This window comes from Agromyces indicus, assembly GCF_031432295.1.
Taxonomy (GTDB): Bacteria; Actinomycetota; Actinomycetes; order Actinomycetales; family Microbacteriaceae; genus Agromyces; species Agromyces indicus.
Window position 1 is genome coordinate 511,663 of sequence record NZ_JAVKGS010000003.1, and the last position, 14,655, is coordinate 526,317.

The 14,655-nt window shown below is 72.7% G+C and carries 16 protein-coding genes; 6 read left to right on the forward strand and 10 right to left on the reverse strand.

Annotated elements, in window-relative coordinates:
* Positions 1 to 21 precede the first annotated feature (21 nt).
* The 7 genes from RH861_RS12295 to paaA form a co-directional block, all read right to left on the reverse strand.
* On the reverse strand, positions 22 to 2,640 hold the full coding sequence (locus tag RH861_RS12295) for a N,N-dimethylformamidase beta subunit family domain-containing protein (protein ID WP_310521212.1): 2,619 nt from the start codon (positions 2,638 to 2,640) through the stop codon (positions 22 to 24).
* A 106-nt stretch (positions 2,641 to 2,746) separates the two neighbouring features.
* Complete coding sequence (locus tag RH861_RS12300) at positions 2,747 to 3,520, reverse strand: enoyl-CoA hydratase/isomerase family protein (RefSeq protein ID WP_310521213.1); 774 nt, start codon at positions 3,518 to 3,520, stop codon at positions 2,747 to 2,749.
* A 145-nt stretch (positions 3,521 to 3,665) separates the two neighbouring features.
* Positions 3,666 to 4,889: a 1,2-phenylacetyl-CoA epoxidase subunit PaaE gene (gene paaE / locus RH861_RS12305; RefSeq protein WP_310521214.1), complete on the reverse strand. Its 1,224-nt coding sequence runs from the start codon at positions 4,887 to 4,889 to the stop codon at positions 3,666 to 3,668.
* Complete coding sequence (gene paaD / locus RH861_RS12310) at positions 4,889 to 5,425, reverse strand: 1,2-phenylacetyl-CoA epoxidase subunit PaaD (protein ID WP_374760978.1); 537 nt, start codon at positions 5,423 to 5,425, stop codon at positions 4,889 to 4,891. Before paaD ends, paaE begins: the two co-directional genes overlap by 1 nt.
* Positions 5,419 to 6,309, reverse strand: coding sequence for a 1,2-phenylacetyl-CoA epoxidase subunit PaaC (paaC, locus tag RH861_RS12315; protein ID WP_310521215.1), 891 nt, complete (start codon positions 6,307 to 6,309; stop codon positions 5,419 to 5,421). The genes paaD and paaC overlap by 7 nt, the downstream gene beginning before the upstream one ends.
* Positions 6,306 to 6,611 carry a 1,2-phenylacetyl-CoA epoxidase subunit PaaB gene (gene paaB / locus RH861_RS12320; protein ID WP_067948099.1) on the reverse strand — a complete coding sequence of 102 codons (306 nt, stop codon included), beginning with the start codon at positions 6,609 to 6,611 and terminating at the stop codon, positions 6,306 to 6,308. The genes paaC and paaB overlap by 4 nt, the downstream gene beginning before the upstream one ends.
* The gene (gene paaA / locus RH861_RS12325; protein ID WP_310521216.1) at positions 6,611 to 7,582 is read right to left on the reverse strand and encodes a 1,2-phenylacetyl-CoA epoxidase subunit PaaA; all 972 of its coding nucleotides are present in this window, start codon (positions 7,580 to 7,582) and stop codon (positions 6,611 to 6,613) included. Before paaA ends, paaB begins: the two co-directional genes overlap by 1 nt.
* A gap of 106 nt (positions 7,583 to 7,688) precedes the next feature.
* Here paaA and paaI point away from each other — a divergent pair, with 106 nt between their 5' ends.
* The 4 genes from paaI (at position 7,689) to RH861_RS12345 (ending at position 11,017) form a co-directional block, all read left to right on the forward strand.
* A complete protein-coding gene (paaI, locus tag RH861_RS12330; protein WP_310521217.1) occupies positions 7,689 to 8,198 on the forward strand; it encodes a hydroxyphenylacetyl-CoA thioesterase PaaI in 510 nt (169 codons plus the stop codon).
* 116 nt (positions 8,199 to 8,314) lie between these two features.
* Entirely contained in the window at positions 8,315 to 9,577 is a 1,263-nt protein-coding gene (paaK, locus tag RH861_RS12335) for a phenylacetate--CoA ligase PaaK (RefSeq protein WP_310521385.1), read from the forward strand.
* Between the two features lie 16 nt (positions 9,578 to 9,593).
* Positions 9,594 to 10,220, forward strand: a complete 627-nt coding sequence (locus tag RH861_RS12340; protein WP_310521218.1) for a TetR/AcrR family transcriptional regulator — start codon at positions 9,594 to 9,596, stop codon at positions 10,218 to 10,220.
* Between the two features lie 29 nt (positions 10,221 to 10,249).
* Positions 10,250 to 11,017, forward strand: coding sequence for an SGNH/GDSL hydrolase family protein (locus RH861_RS12345; protein ID WP_310521219.1), 768 nt, complete (start codon positions 10,250 to 10,252; stop codon positions 11,015 to 11,017).
* A 6-nt stretch (positions 11,018 to 11,023) separates the two neighbouring features.
* Here RH861_RS12345 and RH861_RS12350 read toward each other — a convergent pair whose 3' ends face one another.
* The 3 genes from RH861_RS12350 to RH861_RS12360 are packed head-to-tail and all read right to left on the reverse strand — an operon-like array spanning position 11,024 to position 13,105.
* Positions 11,024 to 11,797, reverse strand: a complete 774-nt coding sequence (locus RH861_RS12350; protein ID WP_310521220.1) for an ABC transporter permease — start codon at positions 11,795 to 11,797, stop codon at positions 11,024 to 11,026.
* Positions 11,794 to 12,537: an ABC transporter ATP-binding protein gene (locus RH861_RS12355; RefSeq protein ID WP_310521221.1), complete on the reverse strand. Its 744-nt coding sequence runs from the start codon at positions 12,535 to 12,537 to the stop codon at positions 11,794 to 11,796. Before RH861_RS12355 ends, RH861_RS12350 begins: the two co-directional genes overlap by 4 nt.
* Positions 12,530 to 13,105 carry a TetR/AcrR family transcriptional regulator gene (locus RH861_RS12360; RefSeq protein ID WP_310521222.1) on the reverse strand — a complete coding sequence of 192 codons (576 nt, stop codon included), beginning with the start codon at positions 13,103 to 13,105 and terminating at the stop codon, positions 12,530 to 12,532. Before RH861_RS12360 ends, RH861_RS12355 begins: the two co-directional genes overlap by 8 nt.
* Before the next feature lie 126 nt (positions 13,106 to 13,231).
* Here RH861_RS12360 and RH861_RS12365 point away from each other — a divergent pair, with 126 nt between their 5' ends.
* Positions 13,232 to 13,936 carry a GAF and ANTAR domain-containing protein gene (locus RH861_RS12365; protein WP_310521223.1) on the forward strand — a complete coding sequence of 235 codons (705 nt, stop codon included), beginning with the start codon at positions 13,232 to 13,234 and terminating at the stop codon, positions 13,934 to 13,936.
* A complete protein-coding gene (locus RH861_RS12370; RefSeq protein WP_248599782.1) occupies positions 13,933 to 14,646 on the forward strand; it encodes a GAF and ANTAR domain-containing protein in 714 nt (237 codons plus the stop codon). The genes RH861_RS12365 and RH861_RS12370 overlap by 4 nt, the downstream gene beginning before the upstream one ends.
* Positions 14,647 to 14,655: the final 9 nt, after the last annotated feature.

The following is a 14,655-nucleotide window of genomic DNA, read 5'->3' on the forward strand; positions in this document are numbered from 1 at the left end:
CTCGTCAGCGTCGGTTGCGGGTCAGCCGCCGCCGCCGGCCTGCTCCGGCCGATGCTCGGCGGCGGGCGTGTCGAGCCACGGCAGCTCGGGTCGCAGCTCCGGCGACACGATGGTCTCGTCCTGCGGACCGGTGTCGGGCACGCTCGGGTCGTTCGGCACCGACTTCAGGGCGACGTTCGGGCTGCTCATCGCCGGCGGTGAGAACAGGCCGGCGATGCCTGACGCGACCGACGCGGAGATGACGCCCTCGGAACCGGCGATGAGCACGACCCGCGGATCGCCACGGACGATCTCCTCGGCGACCGTCGGCGTGAGCGCCGACCCGACGAGCATGAGCACGCCGCCGTTCGCCGCGACGACCGGACCGGCAGCGAGGCCGTCCGGGAAGCTCAGGCCGGTCGCGACGCCGACCATGTTCGCCCCGCCCGCGGCCACGAGGTCACGCGCCACGGCGGCCGCGGTCTCGTAGCGGTCGGAACCGCCGAGGCGGATGACCTGGGACGCGTACGCCGTCATCGAGGTGCGCACGCTCTCGGAGACCGCACCGGTCGAGCCGACGACGACGATGCGCTGCGGGTTCAGCCGATCGAGCTCGGTCTTGGTCGCGGCGGGCAGCGACGTCGAGGCCGTGAGCAGCACCGGACCGCCCAGCTGCGCGGCAGCAGCGCCCGCGGAGAGCGCGTCGGGGAAGTCGGCGCCCGAGGCGACGTACGCCACCGGAACGCCCGGCGAGAACGCGCGCTGCGACACCTTCGCGGCCGTCGCGTAGCGGTCGGAACCCGAGTCGCGGACGGCGGTGACGCCGGCGGCCGCCGAGGCCTGCGCGACGACCGCGTCCGTCACGATCGTCGGCCCGCCGACGACCACGAGCTTCGCCGGCTTGAGTCTCGCCAGCTCGTCGAGCACGTTCTGCGGAATGCTCGTGCCGGGGACGAGCAGCACCGGGCCTTCGCCGCGCGTGGCCGCGCCGGCCGCGAGCGCGTCGGGGAACGTCGCGCCGGTGGCGAGGTAGACCACCGGGACCCCGGTGTTCGGGAAGCCGCGTTGCGCGAGGGCGACCGCGGTGGCGTACCGGTCGCTCCCGCCGGCCCGGTCGGTCGTCGCGTCGAGGGCCATGCCGCTGTAGCGGGTGAACAGGTTGGTGGTCATCGTGCGGACCGTCGGCTGGGGGCTGATGTTGCCGCCCATGAGACCGCCCGTGTAGTTCAGGGTCCCGGCCGAGAAGACGATCGCCGAGGACGGCGCCTGGTAGAGCGTCGACTCGTGGAGGCCGCGCTGGCCGTTGCGGGCGGTGAACGGCGACTGCGCGAGCACCGCCTGCGTGGTCCCGCTCTTCACGGTGGGCGCGGGGTACTGGGTGTGCCGCCGATCCGCCTCGATACCGACCATCCCGGGGATGGCGGAGCCGTTCGTGAGGCCGGTGCCGCGGTACAGCCAGTGCTCCGGGGTGCGGACGATCCACGACGCGTTGGGCCCGACGAGGCCGGTACCGTCGCCGGTCGGCCACATCTGCCCGATCACCGGCTGCTCGGGTCGGGGGATGGCTCGGAAGAGCACGGTGCTCGTGGCGCCCTTCACCGGATCGAGCGAGGCGCTCTTGTAGCAGACCACGACCCGGTCGGCCGCGCCGGAGGCCGAGGGCTCGACGCGCACCTGCCAGTACATGTTGTTGCCGCCGAGGTAGGCGAGGTCGACGCCGGCGTCCCGGGCATTCTCCGCGGCGGTGAACATCTCGCTCGTCCAGTACTCGTCGTGGCCGACGGAGACCATGCCCTGCTGCCCGTTGAGCAGGGACGGGTTGCGGTGCAGGTCGAGGTTGGTGGCATAGGTCATGTCGAAACCGCGCGACTCGGCGTAGCGGATCATCGGCGCCTCTTCGGCCATGATCAGGGAGGCGCCGGCGTTGGCGTACGGTCGGTCGAAGCTCACCTTGGCTGCCGCCGTCGACCCGGCGGCGGTCGTGGCCCCGTACGAGTTGTAGCTGTACAGGCTCTTGCCGGTGCTCCCGTTGTCGGGGAAGTTGTTGTACGCCTGGTACGTGAAGGACGGCTGGACGTGCACGAGCTTGCCGGTCGCCCCGTCGTCGCGGAGCACGAACGAGGCGTACGTCTGCTTGGTGCCGCGCGTGAACACGACGGCGTAGACGCCGCTCGTCCAGTCCTCCGTCGTCTGCAGGGTGAGCAGGGTGCGCCAGTCGCACGTGACCATGCCCACCGGCATGGCGGTCGTGCACGCCGGCTGCGAGATGCCGTTGAAGGTGCCGCCCGTGACGCGACGTCCGCCGAGGCCCTGGTACCAGCCCAGTCGGTACACGTCGTACCGCACCGACCCGGGCGACGCGACGTGCACCCGGAAGTCGACCTGTTCGCCGTTGTCGATGCTGACCTTCGTCGCGTACGCCTTCACGGCGAGGTCGCGGTCGGTGGACAGCGAATACCCCGACCACGGGATCTGCCAGGACGAGTGCCCCGCCAACCGGTTCTCGCGGACGATCCGATTCACGGGCGGCGGCCCGGCGACCGCGGCGAGCGGACCGGCCGCCTCGGCAGGACCGGCGTGCGCGGGTGCGGGGACCGGCGCGGCGCCGAGGGTGGCGGCGGTGATGATGATCGCGGCGAGCGATGCGACGAAGGACTTCATGGCGGTCGGGTCTCCGGTGTCGGCCCGACTCGGGCGGCCGTGCCGTCTTCGCGATGCTACGGAGGTTGTTTCGCCCGGTCTTCCCCCAGAACGGGGTGGGAAACGGTCAGCCGCGACCGGTGAAGTGCGGCGGTCGCTTCTCCTGGAACGCGGCGAATCCCTCGCGGTAGTCGTCGGTGTCGCAGAGCGCCGCCTGGGCGCGCTTCTCGTCCGACATCGACGACCAGAGCCCGTGCCGGTGGTCGCGCAGGTCGGCGATGAGCCGCTTCGACGCGATGAAGGCCTGCGTGGGGCCGGATGCCGCCTCGTGGGCGGCCCGGCGCGTGGCATCCGTCACCTCGTCGGCCGGGAAGACCTGCGAGAACAGGCCGGCCGCGACGGCCTCGGCGCCCGACATGAGGCGTCCGGTCACGATGAGGTCCATGGTGCGGTGCGCGCCGAGGCGCTCGTAGAACAGTGCGTGGCCCCCTGAGTCGAGCGTCGCGCCGAGGTTCTTGAACGGCGAGCCGATCTTCGCGGTGTCGGCGACGTAGACGATGTCGCTCGCGATGAGCAGCCCGAGGCCGACGCCGAGGCATGCGCCGTGGGCGACCGCGAAGGTCGGGGCGGGGAAGCGCGACATCCGCTTCAGCAGGGGTTCGACGATGCCGCCGAGGTAGCCCTGCACGTCGTCGTCGCGCGGGTCGACGCCCGCGATGTCGCGGCCGGCGCAGAACGCGCGCCCCTCGCCGCGCAGCACGAGCGCGCGGACGCCCGCGAACTCGGCCTGCTCGTACGCGTCGGAGAGGTCGCGCAGCGCCGCCTCGCCCAGCGCGTTCAGCTTCGCGGGCGCGTTCAGCACCACCTCGGCCACGCCGTCCTGGATCTCGAGCTCGATCATCGTGTCTCTCTCCTCCTCATCGAGTGCGCGGTTCCGCGACGGTGGCGCGGGTGCGGGCCTGCGCACTCGTCGCGGAATCGCGCGGTCGCGGGTGGTGCGGGTGGTGCGGGTGGTGCGGGTGGTGCGGGCAGCGGATGTCGCGGGGCTACCCGTCGTAGTCCACCACGACGCGGTCCGACGTGGGGTGCGACTGGCAGGTGAGCACGTAGCCGCGCTCGAGCTCGTCGGGCTCGAGCGCGTAGTTCTCGGTCATGTTGACGCTGCCGTCGACGACCCGCGCGCGGCACGTGCCGCACACGCCGCCCGCGCACGCGAACGGCACGTCGCCGCGCACCCGCAGCGCCGCGTTGAGGATGGACTCGTTGGCGCTCACCGGGCTCTCGACCGTGGACGACAGCCCGTCGAGCGTGAACTCGATCTCGACCGTCTTCTCGCCGCGCTCGACCACGACGGGACGGCCCTGCCGGGGCTCGGTGGCACGGTCGGCGTCGGTCGTGAACAGCTCGTAGCGCACCTGGCCGACGGGCACGCCGCGGGCCTCGAGGGTGTCGCGCGCGAGCTGCACGAGCTCGAACGGCCCGCACAGGAACCACTCGTCGACCGTCGCCGGCGGGATGAGCGCGTCGAGCATGCGCTCGAGCTTCTCCGCGTCGATGCGTCCGGACAGCAGCGGCGCGGTGCGCTGCTCGCGCGAGAGCACGTGGTGCAGCGCGAGCCGCGACGGGTAGCGGTCCTTCAGCTCGGCGAGCTCCTCGAGGAACATCACGTCGCGCGTCGATCGGTTCGTGTAGACGAGCGTGAACCGCGAGTCATCCGAGCGGGCGAGCACGGTGTGGGCGAGCGCCATGAGCGGCGTGATGCCGGAGCCCGCGGCGATGCCCACGACGTGCTTGCCGTCGAGCGACGCGAGGCCCGAGGTGAAGGTGCCCTGCGGGCTCATCACGTCGATGCGGTCCCCCGCGGCGAGCTCGGTGTTCGCCCAGGTCGAGAAGCGGCCGCCGAGGTCGCGCTTGATGGCGACCGAGACGCTGCCGCGCACCGGGGGCCGGCAGATCGAGTACGACCGGCGCAGCTCGTGCCCGTCGAACTCGCGCCGGAGCGCCACGTACTGGCCGGGCAGGTAGGTGTAGTCGTCGGCGAGCTCGTCGGGCACCGCGAAGGTCACCTCGACCGAGTCGTCCGTGAGCGGCCGCACCTCGGCGACCTCGAGCGAGTGGAACCGCGCGCGGCGCCGCTTCGGGGCGGTGTCGCCGCCGACCGCGCTCGCGAGGAACGCGTCGGCGATCGCGGCATCCGTCTCGAGGGCGCCGGCGACGCTGCCGGCAGGGCGGGTCGGGGCTCCGGTGGAGCCCAGGTTGATCGCGGCCATCAGAGCACCTTGAAGTAGTCGAAGGGCTCGAGGCAGTCGCGGCACTCGTAGAGCGCCTTGCACGACGTCGAGCCGAAGCGGGCGAGTTCGCGGGTGTTCAGGGAGTCGCAGCGCGGGCACTTGACCGCCATCTGCAGGCGGATCGGCCCGCCCTCGCGCATGGGCGCGTGTCCCGACGGCGCCTGGATGCCGTAGGTCCGGAGCTTCTCCTTGCCGGACTCGCTCATCCAGTCGGTGGTCCACGCGGGCGAGAGCACCAGCTTCACGTCGACGTGGTCGTAGCCCGCGTGCGTGAGCGCGAGCACGACGTCGTCGCGCATGGCGTCCATCGCGGGGCAGCCGCTGTAGGTGGGCGTGAGCTCGACGTGCACGCCGTCGTCGTCGACGGCGACCGAGCGGAGCACCCCGAGGTCCTCGATCGTGAGCACCGGCACCTCCGGGTCGGTCACCGTGGCGGCGACCTCCCACGCGGCGCGCGAGGCCGGGTCGCTCGGCACCGGGCGGGCGACGGATGCCTCGGGGGTCCCGGTCACCACGACGCCCCCGGGTGCGACCGGGCGAGCACCTGCATCTCGGCGAGCATCGGACCGAGGTGCTCGGTGTGCCCGCCCTGGCGGCCGCGGCCGCCGACGACGAACGCGAGCCGCCCCTCGGGGCGCGCCAGCTCGGCCTCGGCGAAGACCTGGTCGATGACGACGTCGAACGCGGGCCGCAGCGACGACGGCAGCGGCGCGACGCCCTCGGCGGCGAGGCGCTCGGCGAGTTCGTCGTCGCGGAACAGCTCGTCGACGTACGGCCAGGTCTGCTCGACGGCGCGGATCATGCGGCGGCGCGACTCGTCGGTGCCGCCGGCGAGGCGCAGGGTCCACTGCACGGCGTGGTCGCGGTGGTAGTCGACCTCCTTGGAGGCCTTGGCCGCGATCGCCGCGAGCGTGGCATCCGTCGACTGCTCGAGGTGCCGGTAGAGCTCGACGAGGTAGGTCGACGCGAACAGCTGGCGCGCGATGGTGTGCGCGAAGTCGCCGTTCGGCTGCTCGAAGAGCCACGCGTTGCGGAAGTCGGGCTCGTCGCGGAAGTACGCGAGGTCGTCCTCGCTGCGGCCGTCGTGCGTGCCGGAGTAGTGCAGCAGCGAGCGCGCGTGGCCGAGCAGGTCGAGGGCGATGTTGCCGAGGGCGACGTCCTCCTCGAGCTCGGGGGCGCGCGTGATCCAGTCGCCGAGGCGCTGGGCGAGCACGAGGGCGTCGTCGCCGTAGCGCAGGGCGACCTCGGCGACGTCGGCGGATGCCGCGTGGCCGGCGCTCGCCTCGGCGCCCGCGAGTTCCTCGACGAGCGCGACGCGGTCGACGGTGACCTCGCCGTGGGGGTCGAGGTCGGTCTCGGTACGGGGCTCCGCTCCGACTCGACCAGCGTTGCCGCTCACAGGTGCTTCACCCCTTCGGACTTCGTGTAGTACACCGCGTGCCGGTAGTTCTTGCCGGCCGGGCTCTCGAAGAACGCGCCCTTGGCGTCGGGGTCGCTGGTGGTGACCGCGTCGGCGGGCACGACCCAGATCGACACGCCCTCGTTGCGGCGGGTGTAGAGGTCGCGCGCGTTGCGGACGGCCATGTCGGCGTCGGGTGCGTGCAGCGATCCGACGTGCACGTGGCTCAGACCGCGGTTGGCGCGCACGAAGACCTCCCAGAGGGGCCAGGCCTCGGTGCCGGTCTCACCGGGGGTCGACATCACGCCACCGCCTTCTGCTTCGCGGCCTGCTTGCGGGCGTACTCGGCGGCCGCCTCGCGCACCCAGGCGCCCTCCTCGTGGGCCTCGCGCCGGCGGCGCAGCCGCTCGGCGTTGGCGGGGCCGCGGCCGGCGAGGACCTCGTGGAACTCGGTCCAGTCGATCTCGCTCATGTCGTAGCGCTGCTCCGCCTCGTTCCACTTCAGGTTCGGGTCGGGCAGGGTGACGCCGAGGACCTCGGCCTGCGGCACGAGCATGCCGACGAAGCGCTGGCGCAGCTCGTCGTTGGAGAAGCGCTTGATGTTCCAGGCCATGGACTGGGCCGAGTTCGGCGACTGGTCGTCGGGCGGGCCGAACATCATGAGGCTCGGCCAGTACCAGCGGTCGACCGCGTCCTGCGCCATCCGGCGCTGCTCGGGCGTGCCCTGCATGAGCTCGAGCAGGATCTCGAAGCCCTGCCGCTGGTGGAACGACTCCTCCTTGCAGATGCGCACCATGGCGCGGCCGTAGGGGCCGTAGGAGGCGCGGCACAGCGGCACCTGGTTGCAGATCGCGGCGCCGTCGACGAGCCACCCGATGGCACCCATGTCGGCCCACGTCGGCGTCGTGTAGTTGAAGATCGAGGAGTACTTGGCCTTGCCCTCGATGAGCTGCTGCATCATCTCCTCGCGGCCGATGCCGAGCGTCTGGGCCGCCGAGTAGAGGTAGAGCCCATGGCCCGCCTCGTCCTGCACCTTGGCCATGAGGATCGCCTTGCGCTTGAGGCTCGGCGCGCGGGAGATCCAGTTGGACTCGGGCTGCATGCCGATGATCTCGGAGTGCGCGTGCTGGCTGATCTGCCGGATCAGCGTCTTGCGGTACGCGTCGGGCATCCAGTCGCGCGGCTCGATGCGCGAGTCCTGGGCGATGAGCTCGTCGAAGCGGGCCTGCGCGGCCTCGTCCTCGACCACGCTCAGATCGGCGGGTGCGGTCATCGTCGACTCCAATGCTCTCGGGACCGGCGGCGGCGGGTGCCGTGGCGTCCGACATTACCAACCGATCGTTCAGTTAGTATAAGCTCGTGTCCAGCGCCTCGGCAACATGACCGACGGCGATCCCCACGCACTCGACGAGGAGCAGCGCATGACGGATGTCGCGACCGAACGCCACGACGCCGGCCGGCCGGCGGGCGAGCGAGCGGATGCCGCGGCATCCGCTCGCCTGAACCGCGCCATGATGCAGCGCGACCTCGCCTCGGCGTCGCTCGGCATGGTCGTCGAGCGCGACGACCCCGGCCACGCCGTGGTGTCCATGCGCGTGCGGGAGGACATGACGAACGGCTTCGCCATCACCCACGGCGGGCTCGTCTTCACGCTGGCCGACACGGCCTTCGCGATCGCCTGCAACGAGGACCACCAGGTCACGGTCGCCGCGGGCGCCGACATCACCTTCCTGAAGTCCACGGTCGCCGGGCAGACGCTCACCGCGACCGCCGTGCGCCGCGCACGCAGCGGCCGCACGGGCCTCTACGACGTGACGGTCGTCGACGAGCAGGGCGACGCCGTCGCCGAGTTCCGCGGCCGCTCCATCACCACCAACCGCACCCTCTGACCCACCCGGGAGCCACCGTGTCGACGACGACCCTTCCGCAGACCCCCGCCGAGTCCCGCCCCACCGTGTCGGGCCTCGTGCCCGCGTCGCCCGACGAGCTCGACCCCGAGGAGCGCATGTCGCGCGCCGAGATCGAGGCGCTCCAGCTCGAGCGGCTGCAGTGGACCGTGCGCCACGCGTACGACAACGTGCCGCTGTACCGCCGCAAGTTCGACGAGCACGGCGTGCACCCCGACGACATCCGAACGCTGGCGGATGTCGCGAAGCTGCCGTTCACGACCAAGGCCGACCTGCGCGAGACCTACCCGTTCGGCATGTTCGCCGTGCCGATGGACCGCGTGGCGCGCATCCACGCGTCCTCCGGCACGACCGGCCGGCCCACGGTCGTCGGCTACACGCACGCCGACCTCGACCGCTGGGCGACGCTCGTCGCCCGCTGCCTCCGCGCGAGCGGCGTGCGGCCCGGCATGAAGGTCCACAACGCCTACGGCTACGGCCTGTTCACGGGCGGCCTCGGCGCGCACGCGGGCATCGAGAAGCTCGGCGCGACCGTGATCCCGATGTCGGGCGGCCAGACGGCGCGGCAGGTGCAGCTCATCCGCGACTTCGAGCCCGACGCCATCATGTGCACGCCGAGCTACCTGCTCACCATCGCCGACGCGATGGAGGAGGCGGGCATCGACCCGCGCTCGACGACCCTGAAGACCGCGATCCTCGGCGCCGAGCCGTGGACCAACGAGATGCGCCGCCGGATCGAGGAGCGCCTCGGCATCGACGCCGTCGACATCTACGGGCTGAGCGAGGTCATGGGCCCCGGCGTCGGCAACGAGTGCGTCGAGGCGAAGGACGGACCCCACCTCTGGGAGGACCACTTCCTGCCCGAGATCATCGACGGCGACACGGGGGAACCGCTGCCCGACGGCGAGCGCGGCGAGCTCGTGTTCACGTCGCTGACCAAGGAGGCCTTCCCGGTCATCCGCTACCGCACGCGCGACCTGACCCGGCTGCTCCCCGGCACCGCCCGCCCGGGCATGCGCCGCATGGAGAAGATCACGGGCCGCAACGACGACATGATCATCCTGCGCGGCGTGAACCTGTTCCCGACGCAGATCGAGGAGCTCGTCCTCGGCATCGAGCACCTCACGCCGCACTTCATCCTCGAGCTCACCCGCACCGGCCACATGGACGACATGACGGTGCGGATCGAGCGCCACCCCGACCTGCCCGTCGAGGCGTGCCAGGCCGCCACGGTCGTGCTCGCGGGCCGCATCAAGGAGTTCGTCGGGTCGTCGGTGCGCGTCCAGCTCGAGGAGCCGGGCGCCCTCCCCCGCAGCGAGGGCAAGTACAAGCGCGTGTACGACCTGCGCGAGCCCCGGTGATGCGAGACTGAAGCGGATGACGGAGAACGGGGCGCGGCGCGGACGGCCGGGGTACGACCAGCAGGGCATCCTCGAGGTCGCGGTGGCCGCGTTCAACGAGTACGGCTACGACGCCACGTCGATGGGCGTGCTCGCCGACCGCCTCGGCCTGTCGAAGTCGGCGATCTACCACCACTTCGCCTCGAAGGACGAGATCCTCGAGCGCGCGCTCGACCAGGCCCTCGGGTCGCTCGAGGGCGTCCTCGACGAGCCCGGCGCGTCCGAGGGCAGCGCGGCCGACCGGCTCGACCACGTGCTGCGCGGCGCCGTGCATGTCCTCGTCGACCAGCTGCCGTACGTGACGCTGCTGCTGCGCGTGCGCGGCAACACCGAGATCGAGCGGACCGCCCTCGCCCGCCGGCGCGCGTTCGACCGCCGCGTGATGGCCCTCGTCGAGACGGCGCAGGCCGAGGGCACGCTCCGCACCGACATCGACGGCCGCATCGTCGAGCGCCTGCTGTTCGGCATGATCAACTCCATCGTCGAGTGGTACCGGCCCGGCGGCCGCGAGGACGCGGCCCGGCTCGCCGACGACGTGATCGCGGTCGCGCTCGACGGGCTCCGCGTCCCCGCCGCCGAGCGGGGGGCCGTGCTGGGCGGCTGACGCCCGGCCGAGTGCTCTACCATCGATCCGTGCCCGACCAGCCCCGCCCCGTACGATCGCGCGCGCTCGCGATCACCCGGATCGCGGCGACCCTGGTGATCGGGGCCATGCTCGGCGCCGGCGTGGGGGTGGCTGTGGTGGCCGACCCGCTCGCCTCGTCGGAGCTGCCGCCCGAGGAACGTGCGCCCGTCGATCCGCTCTCGACGCTGCCCGACCAGCCCGCCGCGCTGATCATCGGCGACTCGTTCTCGGAGGGCGTCGGCGCCTCCAAGCCCGACGCCGGCTGGGCGCGCACGGCCTCCGACGCGCTGTCGTGGCGCGCCACGATCGACGCGGTCGGCGGCACCGGCTTCACGAAGGGCGTCGCCTCCGACGGTCGCACCGGCCTGGCGTTCGGCGACCGGATCGAGGCGCATGCGGCGACCGGCGCGGAGTACGACGTCATCGTGCTCCAGGGCGGGCTCAACGACTTCCTCGCCCCGCACCGCGAGGAGGTCGTCGCGACGAAGCAGGCCGTCGAGGCCGCCCGCGAGCGCTGGCCGGATGCCGCGATCGTGGTGTTCGGACCGCTCGAGCCGCTCGCGCTCGGCGTGCAGCGCAGCGCGCGCCTCGCCGCGATCCGCGAGGGCGCCGACGAGGCGGGCGCGACCTTCGTCGACCCGAAGCTGCCGGACGCGTGGATCAACGAGCGCAACTCGGTCCGGTTCGACGCGGGCGACGGCCTACACCTGAACGACGCCGGGTACGCGTTCATCGCCGCGCGGTTCGCCGCGGTCATCGAGTCGTACGCCGGCTGAGCCCCGTCAGCGGTCGAGCTGCAATCGCGACCACGCCCGCGCGCACAGCCCCGCGAAGGCGAGGGCGGTGACGGGCACGAGCGCGAGGCCCCAGCCGGTCGCGGCATCCGGCTCGATCGCCCAGAGCGCGGGAGCGACGAACGGGATGGCGCCGCCGACGCCCACGACCGCGAGCACCTGGGCCACGGCGATCAGCGCGACCGTCGCGGCGATGCCGGGGAGCAGGCCCCGGCCCGCCGTCGCCGCCCACGCGGCGGGGGTCGCGATGAGCGCGGTGAGGACGGCGAGGGCCGGGATGCGCAGCAGCGACGCGGCGGCATCCGTCACGCCGTGCCCGAGCGCGAGCCCCGCGATCGCGACCGCGCCCGTCAGGAGGACCGCCACGGTCGCCGCCCACGCGAGGTAGACCACGAGCTTGGCGACGGCGATCGTCGACCGCCGGATCGGCAGGGCGAAGAGCCCGGCGACCGTGCCGTCGGCGAACTCGCGGCCGACGAGCCAGCTCAGGGCGACGCCGAAGCCGAGCAGCGCGGCCGCCGACTCGACCTGCGCGACGACCCCGACGAGACCGTTCCAGCCGCCCGCGCCCGCGAGCGGCCCGAGCTTCGCGGCGAGCCGTTCGTCGCCGGAGGCGGCGCCCGCCGCGGCTCCGACCGCGAGCACGACGATGCCGACGACGAGGAACGCCGTGATGCCCTGCAGCGCCCGCGACGCGACGGCCTTCCGTGCCTCGACGGCGATCGCGGTGCCGATCCCGTGCAGGGGTCGCGAGCCGGTCATGTCCCGCTCCGTTCGAGGTCGTCCGCGTGCACCCGCGCGAAGAACGCCCGTTCGAGGTCGGCTCCAGCGGGGTCGAGAGCGCCCACCACCCGGCCGGCGTTGACGACGGTGATGCGGTCGGCCACGCGCGCCACCTCGTCGAGGTGATGGCTCGAGACGAGCACGCCCGCGCCGTCGGCGGCGCGCGCGAGCAGCTCGGCGCGCAGCAGCAGGACGCCCGCGGGGTCGAGCGCGTTGGACGGCTCGTCGAGCACGACGAGCCGCGGCCGGTGCTGCAGCGCCGCGGCCAGCCCCAGGCGCTGGCGGTTGCCGAGCGAGAGCTCGCCGACGCGTCGACGCTCGAGGCCCTGCAGGCCGAGGGCCGCGATGCCGCGCTCGACGGCCTCGCGCACGTCGCCGCGGGGCACGCCCCGCAATCGGGCGACCGCAGCGAGGCTCGTCGCCACGTCGAGCTCGCGATAGGCGAACGGCTGCTCGACGAGGTGACCGACCGCCGACCACGCCTCGGGCGGCGCGAGCTCCAGGTCGTGGCCGAGCAGGCGCACGCGGCCCGCGTCGAGCCGGAGCATGCCGAGGAGGGACCGCAGCAGGGTCGTCTTGCCGGCGCCGTTGAGCCCGACGAGCGCGTGGATCTCGCCGGCCGCCACGTCGAGGTCGATCCCGCGGATGCCGGCATCGCCGCGGAACCGGCGGACGAGTCCCCGCGCCTCGAGTCGCACCGCGGTCGTCGCCTCAGTCACGGTCGGCTCCCACCACGGCGAGCGCGCGCTCGATCGCCGCGCCGAGGGCCTCGACCTCGCCCTCGGCCCACGCGTACAGTCCCGTCACGAGGGCGGCGAGCACCGCGGATGCCGCGACGCGGGCATCGAGCGGGTCGGCGCCGTCGTCGACGAGCTGCGCGACGATCGCCGCCTCGGTGTTGCCGGTGCTCCGCCACATCGCCCCCCGGAGTGCCGGCGTGCGCGCCGCGATGCGGACCCGTCGCCGGATCTCCGGCTGCTCGGGCTCGGGCAGCGAGCGCCAGACGGCAAGGATGCCCGCCGCGGCGCGCCGCAGCGGCGGCAGTTCGCGCGGCTGCTCGCCGATGCCGGAGGCGAGGAAGGGGTCGTACGGGTCCTCGAGGACGAGCTGCTCCTTGGTGGCGAAGTGCCGGAAGAAGGTCATCTCGGTCACGCCCGCGGCCGCGGCGATCTGCGCGGCGGTGGTCTGCTCATACCCCTGCCGCTCGATGAGGTCGAGCCCGTGATCGATGAGGCGCCGGCGCGTGCGCGCCCGGCGGTCGGTCGGGGCGGTCGAGGTCGTGGTCACGTCGCCATGTTAGTGACTAACATTTCACGCCCGCAAGAGCGGAACGGACTCCGACGCCCCCTGACGCGACCCGATCGGCGGAGTACCGTGGGACGGAGGCGCACCACGCGCCGAAGGGGTGATCGGGTGGACGACGCGTTCGACTCGGCCATGGACGGGCTCGCGGACCGCCGCGCCGCCGAGGCGGACCTGGCGTCGACGGTGCTCCGCGCGGTCCCGGTCACGGGGGCCTCCGTCTCGACGCTCGGGGGCATCCTCGAGAAGGAGACGATCTCGTCGACCGACCCCATCGCCGCGCGCGTCGACGAACTGCAGTTCGACCTCGGCGAAGGGCCGTGCTGGGATGTCGTGGCGGCGGGCCGTCCGATCTTCGAGCCCGAGATCCAGACCCGCCCCCGTCACCGGTGGCCGGCGTTCATCGAGGCGATCCAGGACGAGCCCGTGGGAGCGATCTTCGCCTTCCCGCTGTCGATCGGCACGCTGCGCATCGGCGCGCTCGACCTCTACCACGAGGGGCCGGCCGAGCTGAGCGACGAGGAAACGCGTCGCGCCGCAGCCATGGCCACGCTGATCAGCCGGTACGTGATGCGGCGGGCGCTGCGGCTGGCCGGCGAGCCCGACCCGTCGGAGCACCGCCACGCGCGCCGGGTGGTCCACCAGGCGACCGGGTTCGTGATCGCCCAGCTCGGGCTCCCGCCGGAGGACGCGTACCTGCTCATCCAGGGCCAGGCGCTCGCCCAGGGCCGCACGATGAACGAGATCGCCCACGACATCATCGATCGCCGCCTGTCGTTCACGACGGATGACGGCCGGATCGAGGAGGAATCATGACGAAGACCTCGCGCCAGGAACGACTCCTCGAGGTCTTCGCGACCCTCGCGGACACCCTCGTCGACGACTACGACACCGTCGAGCTCCTGCAGATGCTCGTCGAGAGCTGCCAGGAGCTGCTCGACGTCTCGGCCGTCGGACTGCTGCTCGCCGACGCCGACGGCAACCTCGAGGTGATGGCCTCGACCGGCGAGGACAGCGAGCTCGTCGAGACGATCCAGCTCGCCGCCGAGGACGGCCCCTGCATCGAGGCGTTCCGGACCACGTCCGTGGTGCACGTGCCCGACATCGCCTCGGCGCCGGAGCGCTGGCGCGGCTTCAAGGTGGCGGCGCTGCACAGCGGGTTCGCGTCGGCCTACGGCATCCCCATGCGGTTGCGCGAGGAGACGATCGGCTCGCTCAACCTGCTGCGCACCGAGCCGGGCGAGCTCAACCGCCTCGACCTCCGCACGGCGCAGGCGCTCGCCGACGTCGCGACCATCGGCATCCTGCACGAACGCGCGCTGCGCGCGAGCGACCTGACGCGTCGGCAGCTGCAGCTCGCCCTCAACTCGCGAGTGACCATCGAGCAGGCGAAGGGCGTGCTCGCGCACACCCACGACATCTCCCCGGAGGAGGCGTTCGGGCTCCTGCGCACCCACGCCCGGAGCCACAGCCTGCCGCTCGGCGTCGTCGCCGAGCGGGTCGTGCACCGGGAGCTCATCTTCTGAGCTGCGCGC